General features: G+C 60.5%; 22 protein-coding genes and 1 pseudogene. All 23 read left to right on the top strand.

The genetic code is table 11. From position 1 onward, the window contains the following. Positions 1–7: 7 nt before the first annotated feature. The 23 genes and pseudogenes from C1722_RS04865 to lepB (C1722_RS04750) all read left to right on the top strand — a co-directional run bounded on the left by C1722_RS04865 (position 8) and on the right by lepB (C1722_RS04750) (position 21171). A complete protein-coding gene (locus C1722_RS04865) occupies positions 8–397 on the top strand; it encodes a DMT family transporter (protein WP_102378241.1) in 390 nt (129 codons plus the stop codon). Beyond that, entirely contained in the window at positions 387–734 is a 348-nt protein-coding gene (locus C1722_RS04860; RefSeq protein WP_102378240.1) for an EamA family transporter, read from the top strand. Before C1722_RS04865 ends, C1722_RS04860 begins: the two co-directional genes overlap by 11 nt. A 168-nt stretch (positions 735–902) precedes the next feature. Then, positions 903–2027, top strand: coding sequence for a DegT/DnrJ/EryC1/StrS family aminotransferase (locus C1722_RS04855; RefSeq protein WP_102378239.1), 1125 nt, complete (start codon positions 903–905; stop codon positions 2025–2027). Continuing rightward, on the top strand, positions 2027–2992 hold the full coding sequence (locus tag C1722_RS04850; protein ID WP_102378238.1) for a Gfo/Idh/MocA family protein: 966 nt from the start codon (positions 2027–2029) through the stop codon (positions 2990–2992). The genes C1722_RS04855 and C1722_RS04850 overlap by 1 nt, the downstream gene beginning before the upstream one ends. Positions 2993–2995: 3 nt before the next feature. Beyond that, positions 2996–3577, top strand: a complete 582-nt coding sequence (locus tag C1722_RS04845) for an acyltransferase (RefSeq protein ID WP_102378237.1) — start codon at positions 2996–2998, stop codon at positions 3575–3577. A 257-nt stretch (positions 3578–3834) separates the two neighbouring features. Next, entirely contained in the window at positions 3835–4305 is a 471-nt protein-coding gene (locus C1722_RS04840) for an ATP synthase subunit B family protein (RefSeq protein WP_102378236.1), read from the top strand. Beyond that, positions 4305–4850: a YceD family protein gene (locus tag C1722_RS04835; protein WP_102378235.1), complete on the top strand. Its 546-nt coding sequence runs from the start codon at positions 4305–4307 to the stop codon at positions 4848–4850. Before C1722_RS04840 ends, C1722_RS04835 begins: the two co-directional genes overlap by 1 nt. A gap of 43 nt (positions 4851–4893) precedes the next feature. Next, positions 4894–7010, top strand: a pseudogene (locus C1722_RS17795) (ABC transporter transmembrane domain-containing protein). Positions 7011–7191: 181 nt separating this feature from the next. Continuing rightward, complete coding sequence (rpmF, locus tag C1722_RS04820) at positions 7192–7371, top strand: 50S ribosomal protein L32 (RefSeq protein ID WP_102378234.1); 180 nt, start codon at positions 7192–7194, stop codon at positions 7369–7371. A 328-nt stretch (positions 7372–7699) separates the two neighbouring features. Continuing rightward, positions 7700–8743 carry a phosphate acyltransferase PlsX gene (gene plsX / locus C1722_RS04815; protein ID WP_102378233.1) on the top strand — a complete coding sequence of 348 codons (1044 nt, stop codon included), beginning with the start codon at positions 7700–7702 and terminating at the stop codon, positions 8741–8743. 5 nt (positions 8744–8748) lie between these two features. Continuing rightward, complete coding sequence (gene rnc / locus C1722_RS04810) at positions 8749–9612, top strand: ribonuclease III (protein WP_102379540.1); 864 nt, start codon at positions 8749–8751, stop codon at positions 9610–9612. A 6-nt stretch (positions 9613–9618) separates the two neighbouring features. Continuing rightward, the gene (gene smc, locus C1722_RS04805; protein ID WP_102378232.1) at positions 9619–13161 is read left to right on the top strand and encodes a chromosome segregation protein SMC; all 3543 of its coding nucleotides are present in this window, start codon (positions 9619–9621) and stop codon (positions 13159–13161) included. Position 13162: 1 nt separating this feature from the next. Beyond that, complete coding sequence (gene ftsY, locus C1722_RS04800; RefSeq protein WP_102378231.1) at positions 13163–14083, top strand: signal recognition particle-docking protein FtsY; 921 nt, start codon at positions 13163–13165, stop codon at positions 14081–14083. 126 nt (positions 14084–14209) lie between these two features. Further along, on the top strand, positions 14210–15625 hold the full coding sequence (gene ffh, locus C1722_RS04795; RefSeq protein ID WP_102378230.1) for a signal recognition particle protein: 1416 nt from the start codon (positions 14210–14212) through the stop codon (positions 15623–15625). A 30-nt stretch (positions 15626–15655) separates the two neighbouring features. Then, positions 15656–16402, top strand: a complete 747-nt coding sequence (locus C1722_RS04790; RefSeq protein ID WP_102378229.1) for an ABC transporter ATP-binding protein — start codon at positions 15656–15658, stop codon at positions 16400–16402. Next, the gene (locus tag C1722_RS04785; RefSeq protein ID WP_102378228.1) at positions 16396–17235 is read left to right on the top strand and encodes a hypothetical protein; all 840 of its coding nucleotides are present in this window, start codon (positions 16396–16398) and stop codon (positions 17233–17235) included. Before C1722_RS04790 ends, C1722_RS04785 begins: the two co-directional genes overlap by 7 nt. A gap of 35 nt (positions 17236–17270) precedes the next feature. Further along, positions 17271–17762 carry a GNAT family N-acetyltransferase gene (locus C1722_RS04780; RefSeq protein ID WP_102378227.1) on the top strand — a complete coding sequence of 164 codons (492 nt, stop codon included), beginning with the start codon at positions 17271–17273 and terminating at the stop codon, positions 17760–17762. Positions 17763–17934: 172 nt separating this feature from the next. Further along, positions 17935–18180, top strand: coding sequence for a 30S ribosomal protein S16 (gene rpsP / locus C1722_RS04775; RefSeq protein WP_102378226.1), 246 nt, complete (start codon positions 17935–17937; stop codon positions 18178–18180). 4 nt (positions 18181–18184) lie between these two features. Beyond that, on the top strand, positions 18185–18439 hold the full coding sequence (locus C1722_RS04770; protein ID WP_102378225.1) for a KH domain-containing protein: 255 nt from the start codon (positions 18185–18187) through the stop codon (positions 18437–18439). Then, positions 18440–18955 (top strand): ribosome maturation factor RimM, encoded by a 516-nt coding sequence (locus tag C1722_RS04765; RefSeq protein ID WP_102378224.1) that lies wholly within the window; start codon positions 18440–18442, stop codon positions 18953–18955. 61 nt (positions 18956–19016) lie between these two features. Next, complete coding sequence (gene trmD, locus C1722_RS04760; protein ID WP_102378223.1) at positions 19017–19763, top strand: tRNA (guanosine(37)-N1)-methyltransferase TrmD; 747 nt, start codon at positions 19017–19019, stop codon at positions 19761–19763. A gap of 73 nt (positions 19764–19836) precedes the next feature. Beyond that, on the top strand, positions 19837–20403 hold the full coding sequence (gene lepB / locus C1722_RS04755; protein ID WP_102379539.1) for a signal peptidase I: 567 nt from the start codon (positions 19837–19839) through the stop codon (positions 20401–20403). Positions 20404–20601: 198 nt separating this feature from the next. Further along, the gene (lepB, locus tag C1722_RS04750; protein ID WP_102378222.1) at positions 20602–21171 is read left to right on the top strand and encodes a signal peptidase I; all 570 of its coding nucleotides are present in this window, start codon (positions 20602–20604) and stop codon (positions 21169–21171) included. The last annotated feature ends 16 nt before the right edge of the window (positions 21172–21187 follow it).

Raw genomic sequence — 21187 nt, 5'->3', positions numbered from 1 at the left:
CGGTATTATGGCGAACGACGAAACGGGAAATGCGCAGACGACAAGAGCTTCCGGCCAGAAGCTCAAGACTTATCTTATGCTGCACGGGATACTGTTTCTGTATTCCCTTGGTGCCGTATGCTCGAAAATGGCCTCGGGTTACCCCTTCCTTTCGGTTGGCTACATCGGATGGTACGCGGGACTGCTAGCCGTTTTGGTGGTATACGCGGCAGTTTGGCAGCAGGTGCTACGTCGCTTGCCCCTTATCACGGCGTTTGCGAACAAGGGCGTGACTATCATCTGGGGCGTTCTGTGGGGGGTTTTGCTGTTCGGCGAGACGGTGTCTTTGACGATGGTCATCGGCGCCGCAATCGTGTTCTGCGGCATCGTGTTGGTGGTGAGCAGCAATGTCGAATGATGCTTTGCCCTACATCCTTGTTTTCGTCGTGTCGGTGCTCATCAGCTCGGTATCTCAGGTGCTTTTGAAGAAAAGCGCCGATAAAGAGTACCCTAATCTGCTTGCGCAGTACCTTAATCCGCCCGTTATCGGCGCCTATACGCTGTTTTTCCTCTCGACTCTCGTGACGGTGTACGCATTCAAGTACGTGCCCCTCTCCATGGGCCCCATTCTCGAATCCCTCGCTTATGTTTTCGTGGGGATACTCGGTGTATTCGTGCTCCACGAACGAGTGACGCCAAAAGCCGCCCTTGGTATGGTGCTTATCGTGGTCGGTGTAATCGTGTTCTCTCTTTGATTCGGAACAGCCGCTTGCCTTTCGGTCAAGCTGTGCGCTTACCTGCACTTCCGATGCTTCCGCGTTGTCGAGAGTTGCTGCGGATTGCATCCTGATGTTCTGTTGGAAACGTTATGGGCTATACTGGAAACGCTTGCACGAAAGTTGCTCGTTGCGATAGGAGAAGACATGCAATTTATCGACTTGAAAACACAGTTCGAACGCATTGAAGACGATGTGTTCTCGCGCGTGAGTACGGTGCTTCAGAGCCAGAAGTACGTTATGGGCCCCGAGATTGCCGAGCTAGAGGAAAAGCTTGCCGAATACGCGGGCGTCAGGCATGCGATTTCCTGCTCGAGCGGCACCGATGCGCTTGTAATACCGTTGATGGGTTACGATCTCAAGGCTACCGATGCGGTTTTCGTGCCCTCGTTTACCTTCTTCGCTTCTGCTGAAAGCATAACGCTTGCCGGCGGCACGCCGGTCTTTGTCGACTCCGATGCAACGACGTTCAACCTGTCGCCAGCGGATCTTGATCGCGCTATCGACGAGACGCTCGCGGAAGGCAAGCTCACTCCGAGGGGCATCATCACCGTCGATCTGTTTGGGCAGCCCGCCGATTACGATGAGATTCTGGCCATTGCCGACAAGCACGGACTGTTTGTCATCGAAGATGCCGCGCAGGGGTTCGGCGGCGAGTACAAGGGTGCAAAGGCGGGTTCGTTCGGCAATGTTGCATCGACGTCGTTCTTCCCCGCAAAACCGCTCGGCTGTTATGGCGACGGCGGCGCCATCTTCACCGACGACGATGATCTTGCCGAGCTGATAAAGTCGATTCGCGTGCATGGACAGGGTAGCGATAAGTACGATAATGTAAGGATCGGCGTCAACGGTCGCCTCGACTCCATTCAAGCAGCGGTGCTCCTCTCCAAGCTCGCTATCTTCGATAGCGAAGTAGAGGCTCGCAACCAGGTAGCGAATGCCTACTCAGAGCGGCTTTCCGATGTGCTTGCTGTTCCGGCTGTGACGAACGGAAAGCTTTCGGTGTGGGCGCAGTACACCCTTGTTGCAAAGGACGCAGACGAGCGCACCGCAATCATCGATGCATGCAAGGCGGCGGGTGTTCCGACGGCCATCTACTATCCGATTCCGATCCATCTTTCGACAGCCTACAAGAACTTGGGATACAAGCTTGGCGATCTGCCTGTTTGCGAAGACCTTGCCAATCGCGTATTCAGCATCCCGATGCACCCGTATTTGCAAGAGTCCGATATCGAGCAAATCGTTGCAGCTGTTAAGGAAGGATTGAGATAATGAGTGAAACATTGAAGGTCGGTGTCGTCGGAACGGGCAACATGGGAAAAAACCATGTCCGCGTCCTCTCGACGATGGCCGAATGCCAACTTGTCGGCTGCTACGATGTTAACGAAACATTGGCGAAGGAGCAGGCCCAACGATACGGTATCGCGGCATTCGGTTCGCCTGAGGAGCTGTACGCGGCCGTCGACGTCGCCCATATCGTCGTACCCTCCTTCCTGCATAAGGAATACGCTGTTGCCGCAGCCCAGGCTGGCTGTCATGTTCTCGTTGAGAAACCGATAGCCCTAAACGTGGAAGATGCGCAGGCGATCATAGACGCCTGCAGCGATGCCGGCGTGCGCTTATGCGTCGGCCATGTCGAGCGGTTCAATCCGGCCATCTCAACGCTGATGAACATCATCGATCAGGAAGAGGTGATTTCGGTCGACTTCCGTCGCATGAGCCCGTTCTACGGTAGGGTGTCCGATGCAAGCGTCGTCGAAGACCTCATGATCCACGATGTGGATGTGCTCAACGCCATCGCGGGCGATGCGGGCATCAAGCGCGTTGCGAGCCAGGGTGCGAAGGTCTATACCGACAAGCTCGATTACGCTCAGGCGCTCGTTACGTACGACAATGGTCTTGTTGCCAGTTTGACGGCGAGTCGCGTCACGGAATCGAAGATTCGAAAAGCGGAGATCAGCGCTAAAAACTGCTACATCGATGTTGACTACCTCAACCGAACCGTCGAGATATCCCGGAAGACGAACTTTTCCCTCGATGTCGGGTATCCGGTTCAGTATCGGCAGGAGAACATCGTCGAGAAGGTCATGGTGCCGATCAGCGAGCCGCTGCGTGCCGAGTTCGAGCATTTCTTCTCGTGCATTAAAGACGGAAGCGAGATCGCTACATCCGGAGAGATGGGAAAGCGGGCCCTTGAGCTTTGCGAACGAATCCAAAACGAGGCATTGGTGGGGTAATCCATGGCGAGCGAAGATACGGGGTATTTCGTCCACGAGTCATCGTACGTCGATGAGGGGGCCGAGGTAGGCGACGGTTCCAAGGTTTGGCATTTCTCCCACATCCAATCAGGTGCACGCATTGGCAAAGGATGCGTGCTTGGGCAAAACGTCAACGTTGCGGGCGATGTCGTGGTGGGGGACCGCTGCAAAATCCAAAACAACGTTTCTCTGTACGATGGCGTCGTCCTCGAGGACGAGGTGTTCTGCGGGCCTTCATGCGTGTTCACAAACGATCTTATGCCACGAGCCCATGGGCCTATGGGTTGGACGGTAGGTTCGACGGTGGTGAAAAAGGGGGCTTCGATAGGCGCTAACGCGACGATCGTGTGCGGTAATACGATTGGCGAATATGCCATGATCGGATCGGGGTCTGTCGTAACGCACGATGTCGCATCGCATGCTTTTATGGCGGGCGTGCCCGCCCGCCGCATCGGATGGGTATGCGAATGCGGAGCGAAGCTCGAAGGGGAATTCACGTGCCCTGCCTGCGGCCTGCGCTATGTCGAGGCCGAAAACGGTCTGGCGGCGAGGAACGCCGAATAGGGATAGGGCGACTTTCGCCCGGCAGCTGCGTACTGCTTGGCGGGCGGCTTCGACGACGGAGCCGCCCGCCCGTTGTCGAAGCGCGTTTCGCGCCGATTGCGACACCGTAACCCTTCGTTGACGCAAATGTGCGGTTTATGCAGGGAGTTTCGATTTTATGGAGCTTCATGCTAAAATATCGCGATGGTGTATACCGAAGCAACGCTTCATACCCATAAACGCAGTTCAAACGCAGCAGCAAGGTTGGAAGGACAGCAATGGACGAAACGGGAGTGCTGGGCTTACTCGAAGAGCTCTCTATCCTCTTGGAAGATTCTAAGCCGGTTTTCGGCAAGAGCAATATGCGCCAGGTCGATATCGCAGCCGCATTCGAGATCATGGATGAGATCCGCGACACGTTCCCGAGCGAGTTTTCCCAGGCTCGCCAAATCGTTCGCGAGCGGCAAAGCCTGCTCGACGATGCCGAGGCCGAGGCGAGCCGCATGATCGACGATGCGCGCAGCCAGGCGATGACCATCGCAAGCGAGCAGGAGATCGTCCGCATCTCGCAGCAGCAGGCCGAAACCATCATGGGCGACGCCCGTGAACTCGAGCGCCAGACGCGCGCGGGAGCCGAAGATTACGCCGACGAGGTGTTCGGCCACGTCGAGCAGAGTCTCGACACCTTGCTTGGAAACGTTCGCCGCTGCCGCGACCGTTTGAACGCTAACTCGATGGCGGGTCGATAATGTCCGATACCCGCATACTGGTACCGAGCGAACTCTTCGCCCCTGCGGAGAGTTCTTATTTTGAAGGTACGTACGATCTCGAAATCCTCAAGGCAGGACCCGATCTCTACGAGTTCGCCGCCCCGCTTGCCTGGCAGGCGACTGTTACCAATACGGGCGGCGCCCTGCTCGTGACCGGAACGGTCGAGGGAACGGCGAAGACCGCTTGCGCACGCTGCCTCAACACCTTCGAGTTTCCCGTAACAGGCGAGATAGAGGGATATTACCTGCTTTCCGAAGAGGAAGACGCCCCCGAGGATATGGACGAAGACGAATTCTCTTACCTTCCGAAGAACAACGTGATCGAACTCGATCCGCTGCTCAAGGCGGCTTTGCTGCTGGAGATGCCGCTCGTTCCCCTGTGCGACGACGACTGCAAGGGCATTTGCCCCGATTGCGGCGCGGACCTCAACGAAGGACCCTGCGCATGCGGGGAGAAGCAGTCTGCCGACGAAGCGCCCGCCAATCCCTTCTCGGTGCTCAAGGACATTACGTTCGAAAGCTGAGACGGGCTGCACGACGCCCGAAGGAAGGCGATGCGAGGATCCGATGCGTCCAGGCGAAGAAACAGACGAGCCGTCCGTGCGCGCCTCCGAAGTGGTGGGGGCGTTCGTTTCGTATTACAGGCCCTATCGGGCGCTTCTGATCCTCGATCTGTTCTGCGCTTCGGTGCTTGCGGTCGTGGATCTGGCGTTTCCCCAGATACTGAACTTCTTCACCAAGGAGTTCTTCCTCGAGCCTCCCGACGTCATCGTCGCGTCGCTCGGGCTCATCGCGGTTCTACTCGCGGCCATGTACGCCGTCCGTACGGCGTGCCAGTACTTCATCACGAGCTGGGGCCACATCATGGGCGCGCGCATGGAGGCCGACATGCGCAAGGATCTGTTCGAGCAGTACCAGCGCTTGAGCTTCTCCTACTACGACCGCAACAACACCGGCACCATGATGAGCAAGCTCGTTACCGACCTGTTCGACATATCCGAGCTCGCCCACCACGGCCCCGAGAACCTCTTCATCTGCATCCTCAAGATCGCGGGCTCGTTCGCGCTTCTGTTCCTCGTCAACGTGCCGCTCACGCTCATCATGCTCGTCGCCACCGTGCTCATGGCGGCCTACGCGTTCTGGCGGAACTACCGCAAGCGGACGATATTCACCGAGAACCGCAAGAAGATGGCCGATATCAACGCACGGCTCCAGGATTCGCTCGGTGGCATCCGCGTGGTGAAATCGTTCGGAAACGAGGGCGTCGAGATCGGCAAGTTCGACGAGAGCAACCATCGATTCGTCGACACCAAGGAGCTGTCGTACCGGTTCATGGGATCGTTCCACGCGGTGAACTCGGTGTTCATCGGCGTACTCTATACGGTTACCGTCGTGGGCGGCGGCTACTTCGTGGCGCAAGGCACCCTCGAGGTTACCGATCTGGCCATATACGCCCTCTACATCGGCATCTTCGTCTCGCCTGTCGAGCAGCTCATCAACTTCACCGAGCAGTTCCAGAAGGGCTATGCCGGCTTCAGGCGCTTCATGGAGGTGCTGCGCGTGCGGCCCGACATCGAGGACGCTCCCGACGCCCGCGACCTCGACGAGATCGAACGCGAACAGCGATCCGATACGGTCGGACAGGCGACCGGCGAGATCCGCTACGATGGCGTGCGGTTCTCTTACGATGGGGAGCACGANTGGGCGGCGGCTACTTCGTGGCGCAAGGCACCCTCGAGGTTACCGATCTGGCCATATACGCCCTCTACATCGGCATCTTCGTCTCGCCTGTCGAGCAGCTCATCAACTTCACCGAGCAGTTCCAGAAGGGCTATGCCGGCTTCAGGCGCTTCATGGAGGTGCTGCGCGTGCGGCCCGACATCGAGGACGCTCCCGACGCCCGCGACCTCGACGAGATCGAACGCGAACAGCGATCCGATACGGTCGGACAGGCGACCGGCGAGATCCGCTACGATGGCGTGCGGTCCTCTTACGATGGGGAGCACGATGTGCTGCAAGGTCGCACCCTGCATGTCCCCGCCGGCTCGACGGTCGCGCTCGTGGGCCCGAGCGGGGGAGGCAAGACGACCACCTGCTCGCTGCTGCCGCGCTTCTACGACGTGTCGGCGGGATCGCTGTCGATCGACGGCATCGACGTGCGCCGCGTGCGGGTCGATTCGCTGCGCCGCTCAATCGGCATCGTGCAGCAGGACGTGTACCTGTTCGACGGCACGATTCGCGAGAACATCGCGTACGGTAGGCCCGACGCCTCCGACGACGAGGTGGTGCGGGCGGCGGTGCTTGCGAACATCCATGATTTCATCTGCGATCTCGAAGACGGCTACGAAACCTATGTGGGCGAGCGAGGTGCAAGGTTGTCGGGCGGCCAGAAGCAGCGCATCGCCATCGCGCGCATCTTCTTGAAGGACCCTCGCATCCTCATCCTCGACGAGGCCACAAGCGCGCTCGACAACGAGAGCGAACGGAAGGTGCAGAAATCCCTCGAGGATCTGTCGCGGGGAAGGACGACGCTCGTCATAGCCCATCGCCTTTCGACCATTCGCGGTGCGGACGCGATAGCCGTGGTGGAAAACGGCCGCGTCGTCGAGTTCGGCACGCACGGGCACTTGCTCGAATCGGGCGGCACGTATGCGCGCTACTACCGCATGCAATTCGGGGAGTAGCGCGGATTCGCGGGTTTCGGCGGACTCGATGCGCGCAAACCCAATGCCGCGTAAGATGCGGATTCCATAAAACCTATATTGCACGGGGGAGATGCGTTTGATAGAATATCTCTTCGCGTGTTTAACGATTGCTTTTTAATACCGGGCAGTCAGTCCGGCTTGGAAAAGGAGTACAAGGATCATGGCAGTACCTAAGCGTAAAATGGGTCGTGCTCGCACCAACGCCCGTCGGAGTGCTAACGACAAAATTGCAGCACCTTCTCGTTCCGTATGCCCGCAGTGCGGCGAAGTGAAGCTTCCGCATCGCGTGTGCCCGAACTGCGGCTACTACAAGAACCGCGAAGTCATCGAGACCGAGTAGATTCGGATCGCACATCCGTGCGGTGTTTCCGTTCGGGTTGAAAGCGAAGCTCTCCGGGCTGCCTTGTTCGAGGCATCTCCGAGAGCTTCGTTTCGTTTTGCGTGCAGGAAGCGCGCATGCCCGTCGCGTCGGGCGCCTTGCGCCGCGCTTTGCCAGCGGGTTTTCCGAGCCGATGCGACGGTGCGGGTCCGTGCCGTTTTTAGTTTTCGGATAAAGATGGCCGGGCGGCGCTGACGGTGCGTCTTCTTTGCCTATAATTGATTCGTGGCCGCAAGGCCGACCGAGTACGCAGCGGCGTTTCCCGCCGTCTGCAACGCAAGGAGAAACGATGTCTGAACAAGTTACCTTAACGGTCGATGCGTTGGGCGGAGACCATGCGCCCGGCGTTGTGCTCGACGGTGTTGCCGCAGCGCTCGCCGAAGATGCCGACCTGCATATCGTACTGTGCGGCCCCGCCGATACGGTCGAGCCGTTTTGCGCCGAGCACGAGCGGTGCCGGGCCGTCGCTACGACCGAGTTCATCGCCATGGACGAGCATCCCGCGAACGCGGTTCGCAAGAAGAAGGATTCTTCGCTTGTCGTCGGATGCAGGCTGGTCAAGGAGGGCGAAGCGAGCGGGTTCTTCTCCGCCGGTTCGACTGGGGCGTGCCTTGCCGCCGCCACGCTCGTGATGGGCCGCATCAAGGGCGTTTCCCGCCCTGCGCTCTGCACCGTCATCCCGTCGCCCGCCAAACCGGTCGTCATGTGCGACGTGGGAGCCAATGCCGATTGCAAGCCGGAGTACCTCGTGCAGTTCGCTCAGATGGCGACCATATACATGGAGCAGGTCATCGGGGTAAACGAGCCGAAAGCGGCGCTTTTGAACATCGGCGAAGAGGATACCAAGGGTTCGGCGTTCGCGCAGGAAGCCTTCGCCCTGCTCAAGGAACAGGTGCCCAACTTCGTCGGAAACGGCGAGGGCAACGACATCCTTCCGGGCAACTACGACATATTCGTGACCGACGGCTTCACCGGAAACGTGTGCCTTAAAACCATCGAAGGTACGTCCAAGACGCTTTTCAAGGCGCTTAAGGACATCTTCTATTCGAGCACGGTTACCAAGCTGGGCGCGCTGACCATCAAAGGGGGCTTAAAAGACCTCATGGCGCAAGTGAGCCCCGATACGTACGGGGGCGCGCCGCTGCTCGGCGTCAAGGGCGCGTGCATCGTCGGCCACGGCTCGTCGAACGCGACGGCCATCAAGAACGGCATCCATACGACGGCGAAGATCGTCCGCACCAATGTGTCGGAGATGATCGCCGAGACGGTTCTCGGCGGGAATTCGGCGAAGTCGGCCGAAACGGCCGACCGGGTAGCTGCGAAAGCGCGGTGATCGAGATGACCAGTTCGGAAGAGCAACGAGAAAAGCTCGATCGCGCCGAGGAGATACTCGACTATTCGTTCGGCCATAAAGAGCTGCTGCTCGCCGCCATAACCCATCCGTCGGCCACCGAGGGCAAGTCGGTCAAATTCTCCTACGAGCGCCTCGAGTTTCTGGGCGACAGCATCCTCGGCGCCATCGTGGCAACGGTGGCGTTCCATCGGTTCCACGATCTCGACGAAGGCGGCCTCACCCGTATCAAGGTGGCGCTCGTGTCGGGTACGAGCTTGTCGGATGTGGCGGCCGAGCTCGGGTTCGCCGACATCATCGTGTTCGGCTCGTCGGAGACGGGCACGGGCAAACGCGGGCTCCACTCCGCGCTCGAAAACGTCTACGAGGCGATCGTCGCCGCACTCTACCTCGACGGCGGCCTCGAGACGGCGACCGCGTTCGTGGAGCGAACCCTCATTCCGCGCATGTCGCTCGACATGGCCAAGGAACCCGAAAACCCCAAGAGCGCTCTGCAGGAGAAGCTTCAGGAAGACGGAATAACGCCAACCTACAAGCTCGTGGAGACGCAGGGCCCGCCGCACGACCGCACGTTCGTCGCGCAGGTTTTCGCGGGAACGCAGGGGCTTGCGCGGGGGACCGGAAGAACGAAGAAGGAAGCCGAAAGCCAGGCCGCGAAGTCGACGCTCGCCCGCCTGAGCGACTTTTTCGGTTTGGGAGCCGATGCGAAAGCGGCCCGTACCGAAAAAGCCGCTGCGAAAGCGGCGCTGGCTGCTGCGAAGGCCGAGGACAAAGCGCGCAAGAAAAGCGAGCGCGATCGCGCCAAGCAGAGCAAACAGAACAAGCAAAACCAAAAGAAAAACCGGGAGTAAAGAGACGTGTATTTAAAATCCCTTGTCCTCAAAGGATTCAAGTCCTTTGCCGATAGGAGCGTGCTTTCGCTCGAGCCGGGTATCACGGCTATCGTGGGCCCGAACGGTTCGGGCAAATCGAACATCTCGGATTCGGTGCTGTGGGTGCTCGGCGAGCGCAACGCGAAGAACCTGCGCGGCCAGGCCATGGAGGACGTTATCTTCGCAGGCTCGTCGGCTCGCAAGAGCGTCGGCATCGCCGAAGTCGATCTCGTGCTCGACAACACCGACGGAACGCTTCCGGTCGACTACACCGAGGTTGCCGTAACGCGCCGCATGTACCGGAGCGGCGAGAGCGAGTACCTCATAAACGGCGCGTTAGCCAGGCGCATGGACGTGCTCGACATCCTGCACGATTCGGGGCTGGGAACCGGCACCCATTCGATCATCTCGCAGGGCAGCCTCGATTCGATCCTGCAGTCGAAGCCGGAGGATCGCCGTGCCATCATCGAGGAGGCGGCCGGCGTGCTCAAGCACAAGCAGCGAAAGCTCAAAAGCCAGCGCAAGCTCGAGCAGATGGACGTCCACCTCACGCGCGTGAGGGATGTTGCCGCGGAGGTCGAGCGCCAACTCAAACCCCTTGAGCGCAAGGCGAAGCGCGCGCAGGCCTATCAGGGCCTTGCAGACGAGCTCGCCGAGCTCAACCTGATGCTTGCGGTCGACGATCTGCGCGTGCTCCAAGAGAAATGGGGTAAGGCGACCGGTCAGGAGAAGGATCTCGACGAACAGCTCGCCTCGATGCGCGAGGCGATCGACGCGGCCGAAAAGCAGATCGAGACGCTTCAGGAGACGATACAGGAGCGCAACGTCAACACCGGCGAGCTGTCCCGGCGCTACCGTCGCGCCCAGTCGGCACTCGAGCGGTTCGATGCGACGACGCTGCTGCTCCACGAGAAGAAACGCGCGGCGCAAAGCTACGAGGGCGAGATACAGGTTTCGCTCGCCGCAAACAAGGAGAAGGCCCGTCAGGCGCAGGAGGACCGAGCCCAGGCGCTTGCGCAGCTCGAAGAGGTCGCCGCAGAGAAACGTAAGGCCGATGCGCAGGTAGAAGCGCTGCTTGCCGAGCAGCGTTCGTTGACGGAAGCCCGCTCGGCGCTCGAGCGGAGCGTGCAGGAGTGGACGGGCAAGGAGAAATCGCTCGTCCGGGAAATAGAGACGACGAGGCTTGCCCAAGCGGAGACCAACGAGCTTTTGACCAACAGCCGTGCGCACGAGAAGCTCATCGCCGGGCACAGCAAGGAGCTCGAGATCCAGCTCGCCCACGCAAAGGGCGATTACGACCGCGCCCATGGGGCGGCGCAGGAAAACGAAGCGAAGCTCGCCGAGCTCAAGGAACTCGAGGGAAGGGCGCGCGAGGCCGTGTCGGCTGCATTCTCCGCGCGTGAGAGCGCGCGCGAGGCGTTCGACGGCACGCGCGATGCGGTATCGCTTCTCGCGTCGGAGATTCGCGGCCTCGAAGAGGTCGAGCGGGCAAGCGAAGCGGCGGGGCCGGCGCTTGCATGGCTTATGGATCACCGAAGCGAGTTCGAAACCGAGATCGAGCCGCTGTCGCATGTCATCATCGCACCGAAGGGGTCGGAGGCGCTCGTCGAGCATCTGCTCGGCAGCGACCTTGCAGCGCTGTTCGTATCGGATACGGCAAGTGCGAACGCCATCGCCGATGCGCTCGTCGACGTGGACGAGACGGGCGAGGTCGTCCTGCTTCCCGGAAAGAACATGAGCGCGCACGATCGGACGGCGAAATCGGGCGAACGGCTCATCGACCTGCTCGAGTACCCCGAGACGTACGCTGAGGCGGTTTCGGGCCTGCTCGGCGATGTGTATTTGTGCCAGACGAGGCAGGAGGCCATCGCCGCATACGAGGCGGACGATACGGGGGCCCGGTTCGCCACCCGCGATCTGTTCGTCATCTGGCCCAACGGCAAGATCGTCATCGGCGCGAACCGACACGACGAGGAGGGTACGCTTGCGCGCCATCGCCGTATCGAAGAGCTGAAAGCGGAGCTTTCCCGTGCGGAGAAAGCGCAGGCCGAATCCGAGGTCGAGCGGGATGCGGCCGATGCGGCACTGCGCGAGGCGCAGGGGGAGAGCCTGAAGCTCTCGCAGGATCTCGCTCAACTCAAAGGGCAGACCGACTCCTCGAAGGAGGAGCTCAAGCGCGCCGAGGAGAAGCTCGCTGCGCTGCAGCGCGAATTCGAGGATCTCGAACGGCAGCGCGCCGAAGCCCAGGAAGTGCTCAAAACCGCGCAACCGACTGCCGACGAGCTGGTCGCGAAGCTTGCGGAACTCGACCGTGCGCTCGAGGAGGCGAAGCAGAACGTCGCCCGTTTCCAGCAGGAGGTCGCTCCGCTGAGGAAACGGGGCTTTGATCTGTCGAACGAGTTTTCCGAAGCACGTCTTGCCGCGGCGACCTCCGCAGAGCGGGAGACCTATACCAAGCGCGTCGTCGAGGCGCGCGAACGCGAGATCGAATCGATTCTGGCGCAGGACGAATCGGCGAAGGAAAACCTTGCCAGAAAGGCGCTCGCGCGAACGCGCGTCGTGCCGCTGCTCGCCGTGTTCGAGGAGCTGTCGGACAGCGCGAAGAAATGGACGCAGCGCCTTGAGGACGAGACGCTTGCGGCGCAGGATTCCTCGAGCGGGCTGCATGCCGCCATGAACGAAGCGCGGAAGGCCGCCCGCGAGGCTCACGACGCCTTCGACGAGGTGAATGCGAAGCTCTCGCAGGCCCGCGTCGACAAGGGCAGGCTCGAGGTGCAGGTGGAGGCGGCGATCGGCACGATCGTGAACGATTGCAAAACGCCGCTCGAGACTGCCCTTGCGATGCCCGCGCTCGAGGATCGCGCCGAAACCGAGGATAAGACGTTCAAGCTGCGCCGCCGTATCGCCAACATGGGGACGATCAATCCCGATGCCGCCGTCGAGTACGCCGAGCTCAAGCGCCGCTACGATTACATGGCTGCCCAGCTCGAGGATCTGAATTCGGCACGTCGGTCGCTTTCCAAGATCGTAGGCGTGATCGATGCGCGCATGAAAGAGGACTTCATCACCACTTATGAGCAGGTGAACATCAACTTCCAGGAGATATTCGCGATCTTGTTCCCCGGCGGTTCGGCCGAGCTTTCGCTCGTCGATCCGGAGGATCCCGAGAACACGGGCGTCGAGGTGACCGCGCAGCCGCGCGGCAAGCGCATCACCAAGATGATGCTCATGAGCGGCGGCGAGAAATCCTTGACGGCGCTTGCCCTCCTGTTCGCGGTGTACCGCATCCGCTCGACGCCGTTTTACATCCTCGACGAGGTCGAGGCCGCACTCGACGATTCGAACCTGCGCAGGCTCTGCGCGTACCTCGATTCGCTGAGGCATACGACACAGCTTATAATGATCACCCATCAGCGCCGCACCATGGAGATGGCCGACGTGCTCTACGGCATATCGATGCAGGCCGATGGCGTTACGCGCGTGGTGAGCCAAAAGCTCGATCATGCACTTCGATACGCGGAGGAATAACATGGGATTTTTCGATAGGATCAGCGAGGGGCTCTCTCGCTCTCGTGAAAAGTTCAAGGAGCAGATGAACGTCCTTTTGGACCGCGGTCCCGATCTCGACGACGAGTTCTGGGACGGTCTCGAAGAGTCGCTCATTTTGAGCGACGTGGGTGCGTCCGCCGCCTCCACCATCGTGGAGAACCTGCGCGACCAAGCGACGCGCAAGGCGCTGCCCGATGCGTACGCGGTGCTCGATCTGCTCTACGACCAGATCGCCCGCACGTTTTCCGAAGGCGGCGAGAACGTGTTCGGGGACGGGGCGGCCATCGTCTTGTTCGTAGGCATCAATGGAACCGGCAAGACCACAACGGTGGGAAAGATCGCCAAGGAAGCAACGGATGCGGGTCGTCGCGTTCTGCTCGGAAGCGCCGATACGTTTCGCGCGGCGGCCATCGAGCAGTTGGAGGTGTGGGCGAAGCGCGCCAACGTCGAGATTTGCACGCGCGAGCGGGGGAGCGATCCTGCGAGCGTATGCTACGACACCATCGAGCGCGCCGAGCAGACGGGCGCCGACCTTGTGCTCATCGACACGGCGGGGCGCCTTCATACATCGGCCGACCTCATGCGCGAGCTTGAGAAAGTGGTGAACGTGGTGCGCAAGCGGGCGAACATGCCTGTGTACACCGTACTCGTCACCGATGCGACTACCGGGCAGAACGGTCTTTCGCAAGCACGCGAGTTCGACCGTGCGCTCGATCTTGACGGCGTGATCGTCACGAAGCTCGACGGTACGGCCAAGGGCGGTATCGCGCTCGCTGTTTCCCATGAGCTCGATCTGCCCGTGCTCAAGATCGGCGTGGGCGAGGGCTTGGACGACCTCAAGGATTTCGACCCGCTCGACTTCGCAAGAGCGCTGGTCGGGGATCTGGACGAGCGAGACTGAGCCGCACCTTTCGGCGTGCGCGCAGCGTTGCGCCGCCGAATGGGGTAGTTTTGTCGTATTGGGTTCGGTATGGAAGCGCTTTAGTATAATCAAGCGAACGCATACCTACGATGGGAGTTTACCGGAATGCTTGAGAACCTCTCCGAACGACTGCAGGGCATATTTTCGGGGTTGCGCGGCAAGGGCCGCCTGACCGAGGACGATATCAACCAGGCCATGCGCGAAATCCGCATGGCCCTGCTCGAAGCAGACGTCAATTTCAAGGTCGTGAAGACCTTCATCGCGAATACCAAGGAGCGCTGCCTCGACGCCGAGGTGCTCGAATCGCTGACCCCTGCCCAAAACGTCATCAAGATCGTGCTCGACGAGCTGACGGAGCTTTTAGGCCGCACCGATTCGAAGCTCGTGCTGGGCAGCCGCATCCCCAACGTCATCATGCTCGTCGGCCTGCAGGGCTCGGGCAAGACTACCGCTGCGGCCAAGCTGGCATACCGCCTTTTGCAGGAGAACCATCAACCGCTGCTTGTAGCATGCGACGTGTACCGCCCCGCAGCTGCCGACCAGCTCGAGACGCTCGGCGACGAAATTGGCGTTCGGGTGTACCGCGGCGAGGGCACAGACCCCGTGAAGATCGCAACCGAGGGCATCCGGGATGCGATCGACAGCCTGCGCGACGTCGTCATCATCGATACGGCGGGGCGCCTCCACGTCGACGAGGAGATGATGGCCGAGGCCGAGAATATCAAGCGAGCGGTCAAGCCCGATCAGATTCTCATGGTCGTCGATGCCATGACCGGGCAGGATGTGGTCAACGTAGCCGCAGCCTTCGCCGAGCGCGTCGACTTCGACGGCGTGATCATGTCGAAGATGGACGGCGACGCCCGGGGCGGTGGCGCCCTCTCCATCAAGCAGGTGACGGGCAAGCCCATCAAGTTCATCTCGTCAGGCGAGAAGCCCGATTCGCTCGAGGAGTTCCACCCCGACCGCATGGCCAAGCGCATCCTCGGCATGGGCGATGTGGTGAGCCTTATCGAAAGCGCTGCGAAGATAGAAGCCGAAGAGATGGAGGCCGAGGCCGCCGAGCGCATGATGCGTGCGCAGCTCAATCTCAACGACTTCTTGGACATGAACAAGCAGATCCGCAAGATGGGCGGCGTCTCGAAGCTCGTCGCGGCGCTGCCGGGCGGCGACAAGGCCATGTCGCAGGGTCAGGTTGACGAGAGCGCCCTCGACCGCATGGAGGTCATCATCCACTCCATGACGCTGCAGGAACGCGAGAAGCCCGATCTTTTGAACGGCAGCCGCCGCGCGCGCATTGCCGCAGGCGCCGGCGTGCAGGTATCCGACGTGAACCAGGTCATCAAGAAGTTCAACGAGACGAAGAAGATGATGAAGCAGTTCATGCCCGCCGACGACGGCAGGGGGAGAAAGGGCAAGAAGGGGAAGAAGGGCCGCCGCAGGCGCTCGATTCCCGGTATGGGCTCCATGAGCATGGCCGACATGAAGAAGATGCAGGACCTGTTCAAGGATCTCGATAAATAGAAGCGGCATTTCCTTTCGATAGGAGGTCCAATGGACCAAGCGTATGCACCACCGACCGTACCCGCTCCCGACCCGGGGCTCGCTCCGGTACTCGACTGCCGGTCCCTCACCAAGCGCTACGGGAGCGTCAACGCGCTTAACGCCGTGACGTTTACGATTCCGCGCGGACGCGTGGTCGGCTTGCTCGGGCCGAACGGCAGCGGCAAAACCACGCTCATCAAGCTCATAGCGGGGCTTTTGCAGCCCACTGCGGGCGCCGCCTACATCCTCGGCGAAGAGCCCGGTGCTTCGTCGAAGGCGCGGGTGTCCTATCTGCCCGAGCGGCCGTACTTCAGTCCGTCGATGAAGGTGACCGACACGCTCTCGTTCTTCGCGGATTTCTACGCGGACTTCGATCGCAGGCTCGCCGAGGACATGCTTCTGCGCCTCTCGGTGCCCACGACGGCAACCATGGGAGCCCTATCGAAGGGGACGAAGGAGAAGGTGCAGCTCGTACTCGTTATGGCGCGCAGGGCGGCGCTCTACCTGCTCGACGAGCCGATCGGAGGCGTCGATCCTGCGGCGCGCGATTTCATCCTTGGGACGATTATTGCAAACTACCATCGGGATTCGACGATTCTCGTCTCGACGCACCTCGTATCCGACGTCGAGCGCGTGCTCGACGATTTCATCCTTTTGCAGTACGGCAACATCGCCATGTACTCGTCGCCTCAGTTGGTGTACCAGCAGACCGGGCGAAGCCTTGACCAATACTTCAGGGAGGCTTATCGATGCTAGGAAAACTGCTGAAATACGACTTGAAGGCGCTTTCCCGCATTCTCGTCCCCGTGCACATCGCGGCGCTCGCCGTGGGTCTCGGCGCTGCTGCGTGCTTCTTCGGCGTGCACATGTTCGACTCGTCCTACGGCTCGTGGAACAGCTCGTCGGGCTTCGGCACGTCGATGCTCGTCATGCTCGCGATGACGGGTGCCTTTTTCCTGTTTGCGCTCTTCATGGCCTCCGCGGCTACGCTCTTTGCGATCGTGCACCGCTTCTATAGGAATTTCTTCACCGATGAGGGGTACCTGACGCTCACGCTTCCCGTCACCGCGAACCAGCATATCGCGTCCAAGGTGATAGCGGCTATGGTGTGGGTGCTCATCGATGCGCTCATCGTCGGTTTCTGCGGGTACTTCGCCTCGATCGCGGCTATGGGGTTTTCAGGCGATTTCGACGAGACGATACCGTACTTCATGCTCGTGTCGTCGTTCGGGTTCTCCGACATCGTCTCGTTCGTCAGCTTCCTCGTCGCCGCAGCCACGGCGGCAATGCAGGCGCTTACGATGGTGCTCACGGCCTACGCCGCCTTCGCCCTCGGAGGAGCCCTCGCTTCGAAGCACAAGGTGGCGGCCGGTATCGGTTTGTTCTTCGCCCTTTCGTGGGCTGCGGGGCTGATCCACAGCATAAAAAGCGTTTTCATTGCGACCGGTTTCGCCTACGATTCAACGTTCGGCTACGAAGCGATGAACGTGATGTCTTCGGGCGTCTCGCTCGTCTTGTACCTCGTGACCGCCGTTGTCTTCTACGCCATCTGCGTATTCGTCATCGATCGAAAGACGAACTTGTCATAGGGGTCGTTCGGAGCAGGAAGGATTAAGTGGCACGTATGGAAGAGCCGTTGGTCATCCGTCTTTTCAAGGAGACGGACATCGAAGCCATGTGTGCGATATGGAACGAAGTCGTCGAGGGCGGCATCGCGTTTCCCCAGGAAGAGCTTCTCGATGAAGCGTCGGCTCGCGAGTTTTTCGCGTCGCAGTCGGCAACTGCGGTTGCCGAGGGCGGCGGGAAGGTTCTCGGCCTCTATATTCTGCACCCCAACAACGTCGGCCGGTGCGCACATGTTGCGAATGCGAGCTACGCGGTCGCTTCGGCGGCGAGGGGCAGAGGGCTTGGCAGGATGCTTGTGAGCGATTCGCTTGTGCGTGCGGGCGATCTCGGGTTTTCCGGTCTGCAGTTCAACGCCGTCGTCGCAAGCAATGCGGGGGCCGTTCATTTGTACGAGGACCTTGGATTCGCCTGCATAGGCACGATACCCGGAGGGTTTCGCCTGAAGGACGGCACGTTCGAGGATACGCGGATATACTTCCATCGAGTGTAGGCGCCCTGCTGCGCAATGGTGCACTTTCTGTAATTCGTGCCGCCTTTTCGCTGAATGCTTGCCAGAAGCGCATTTTCACCCTATTATTAGCAATTGCTGTTTTTCAGGAGGTCGATTCGCGCAGAGTCGAGCACCCAAACGTTGTATTTCATGGTAAAAGGAGTTCATCTTCATGGCAGTTAAGATTCGTCTCGCCCGCCACGGCGCTAAAAAGGCACCTTACTACCGCATCGTCGTCGCCGACGCCCGCGCTCCGCGCGATGGCCGTTTCATCGAGGAGGTCGGCCGTTACAACCCCTGCGTCGATCCCGCTATGGTGAAGTTCGATTTCGAAAAGGTCGATACCTGGCTCAAGAACGGTGCGCAGCCGACCGATACGGTTGCCCGTCTGCTCGAAACCGCTCGCAAGGGCGAGTAGCGCCATGTCAGCGCAAGCGACAGACATCGCCGGATTGGTGAGCTCGGTCGTAGAGCCGCTGGTCGAGTTTCCGGACGACCTCGAGATCACTTCGAGCGAAGCCGACGACGGAACGATCCTCGTCGAGATTCGCGTGCACGAAGACGATGCCGGAAAGGTCATCGGGCGCCAGGGTAGGGTTATCAAGGCGATCCGCACGCTCGCGCGCGCGGCGGCCTCCCGCACCGACACGCATGTCGAAGTCGAACTCATCGATTAGATGCACGACTGGGCAAACGTCGCCGAACTGGTAAAGCCGAAGAGCCTGCAAGGGGGGCTGGTCGCACGCAGTGCGCCTGGCCTTCCTTTTTTGCTGCATGGGGGCACGGAGGTCGCGTTCGTTCCGCCGGTGCTCGACGCTCCGAGGCGCGGAGTCGTGCGCGAGGTGGGCCATCTGGGCGACGGTGCGTATCTCGTTTTGTTCGACGGCGTCGATTCGATCGATTCTGCCGAAGCCCTTGCGGGCTGCTCGTGCCTTGTGCGCCGGTCCGATCTTCCCGACGGCTTCGATCTCATAGCCGAACGGGAACTTGCAGGCTTCGAGGTTTACGACGAGGACGCCGGTTTCGTCGGCAGCGTGCGCGAGATCATCGACAACACCGCGCAGCGGCTCATCGCGATCGACGGCGAGGCGGGCGAGGTGCTTGTCCCGTACGTCGATGCGATCGTAATCGACGTCGACCGGGAGGCTCGCACCGTGAGGACGCGCATGCCACAGGGCCTGCTCGATTGTTGAGGTTCGGCGAGGATGCGAAACGGGATCAACCGGTTCGCTTGAGATGGGAAAGGACGGATCCATGAGGATCGAAACGCTTTCGACGTTTCCCGGCATGTTCGACTCGATCATGGGTTCGTCGATGATGCGCATCGCCCAGGAGAAGGGCATATTGGAATTCACTGCTCACGACCTTCGGGACTGGACGCACGATCGTCATCGCACGACCGACGACGATCCGTACGGAGGCGGTCAAGGGCTCGTCATGAAGTGCGAGCCGATATTCGAGGCGTACGACGAGATCGCGGCCTCGGGAATTGGCAAGCCCTGCACGATCTTCCTCAGTCCGACTGGCGAGCCGTTCTCCGAGGCGCTTGCCACCGAGCTGTCGGTTTGCGAGCGCCTGCTGTTCGTGTGCGGGCATTACGAGGGCATCGACGAGCGTGCGTATTCGCTCGCCGATAAAACGATTTCGATCGGCGATTACGTGCTGACGAGCGGCGAGCTCGCATCGATGGTGATAATCGATGCGGTGGTGCGCAAGATCGATGGCGTTCTCGGCGACGAGGCGGGCGCGATCGACGAGAGCTTCTACGACGGCCTGCTCGAATACCCCCAATACACGAGGCCTGCGAGCTTTCGCGGCATGGACGTTCCCGCCGTGCTTCTCAGCGGGAACCATGCGGCCGTCGAGCGGTGGAGGCGCGAAATGAGCCTCGAGCGTACGGCGAGGTTGCGTCCCGACCTGCTCGCATCGGCGAATCTCGACGCAAGCGACCGGACGTTTCTCGGATCGCTCGGTATCGGCGGGGAAGGCTGCTCGCGATGACCCCGGATTTCCCTCGCATCGCTTCGCATGCGGTTCGATCGGCGGGCCGCTGATGGCCGGCAAGCAGGCATTCATGGATGCCGGTCGGCACGCCGACCCCGATAGGCCGTCGCTTCTCAAGGGGCTTGCGAGCTTTGTCGCAACCATCGCGATCGCGCTCGGCATCTCGTGGTTCCTCATGACGTTCGTCATCCATTCCTACGAGGTCCCCTCGGGGTCCATGGAGACCACCATCATCACCGGGGACAAGGTGATTTCGGAGAAGGTCAGCTACTACTTCCGAAACGTGGAACCAGGAGACATCGTCACGTTCGACGACAAGGAGATTCCCGGCAGGATACTCCTCAAGCGCTGCATCGCGGTAGGCGGCCAGACCGTCGACCTCGTCGACGGCAAGGTGTACGTGGACGGCGTCGCGCTCAGCGAGCCCTACACCCACGGGCTCCCGTCCGATCCGTTCGCGAGCACGCTCGTAGACATAGCCTACCCCTATACGGTGCCCGAGGGCGAGATATGGGTGATGGGGGACAACCGCACGAACTCGAAGGACTCCCGCTACTTCGGCTCCGTCAAGGAAAAGAGCGTGACCGGGAGGGTGTGTCTTGTCTACTGGCCGTTCGGCGATTTCGGTGTCCTTTAAGGCGTGCGGAGACCCGTTTCGCATGCGGTGTCCAAGGCGGTTTTCGAACCTGCTCGCGTGACCGTGCCGCTGATCATGGATTTCTGAAATCTTTATCGAACGGCGTTCCCGACTAGGCGCGAAGCGGTATCATATACCGTCGAAGCGTATTCAGGCGTATCGATTGGCGAGGTCTGGATGGAAAGGAAGCAAACGTTCATGGATGCCGGTCAGCACGCCGATCCCCGTAGGCCGTCCCTCTTTCGGAGCCTGCTGAGCCTTCTTATCATGGTCGCCCTCGTCGTGGGACTCTCGTGGTTCCTCCGCGAATTCGTCATCCAGCCCTACGAGATTCCCTCAGGGTCCATGGAAACCACCATCATGACCGGCGATAAAGTGTTCTCCGAGCGGGTGAGCTATTACTTCCGCGACATCGAGCCGGGCGACATCGTCACGTTCGAGGACAAGGAGATCCCGGGACGCATTCTCATAAAGCGCTGCATCGCGGTAGGCGGCCAGACCGTCGACCTCGTCGACGGCAAGGTGTACGTGGACGGCGTCGCGCTCAGCGAGCCCTACACCCACGGGCTCCCGTCCGATCCGTTCGCGAGCACGCTCGTAGACATAGCCTACCCCTATACGGTGCCCGAGGGCGAGATATGGGTGATGGGGGACAACCGCACGAACTCGAAGGACTCCCGCTACTTCGGCTCCGTCAAGGAAAAGAGCGTGACCGGGAAAGCCTGCTTCATATACTGGCCTTTGGAGAACTTCGGGGTTCTCCAGTAGGGCTTTCGGGAAAAGT

Source organism: Raoultibacter timonensis (assembly GCF_900240215.1).
GTDB classification, from domain to species: domain Bacteria; phylum Actinomycetota; class Coriobacteriia; order Coriobacteriales; family Eggerthellaceae; genus Raoultibacter; species Raoultibacter timonensis.
The sequence above is the reverse complement of the archived record's forward strand: the minus strand, read 5'-3'. Positions and strand labels throughout refer to the sequence as shown.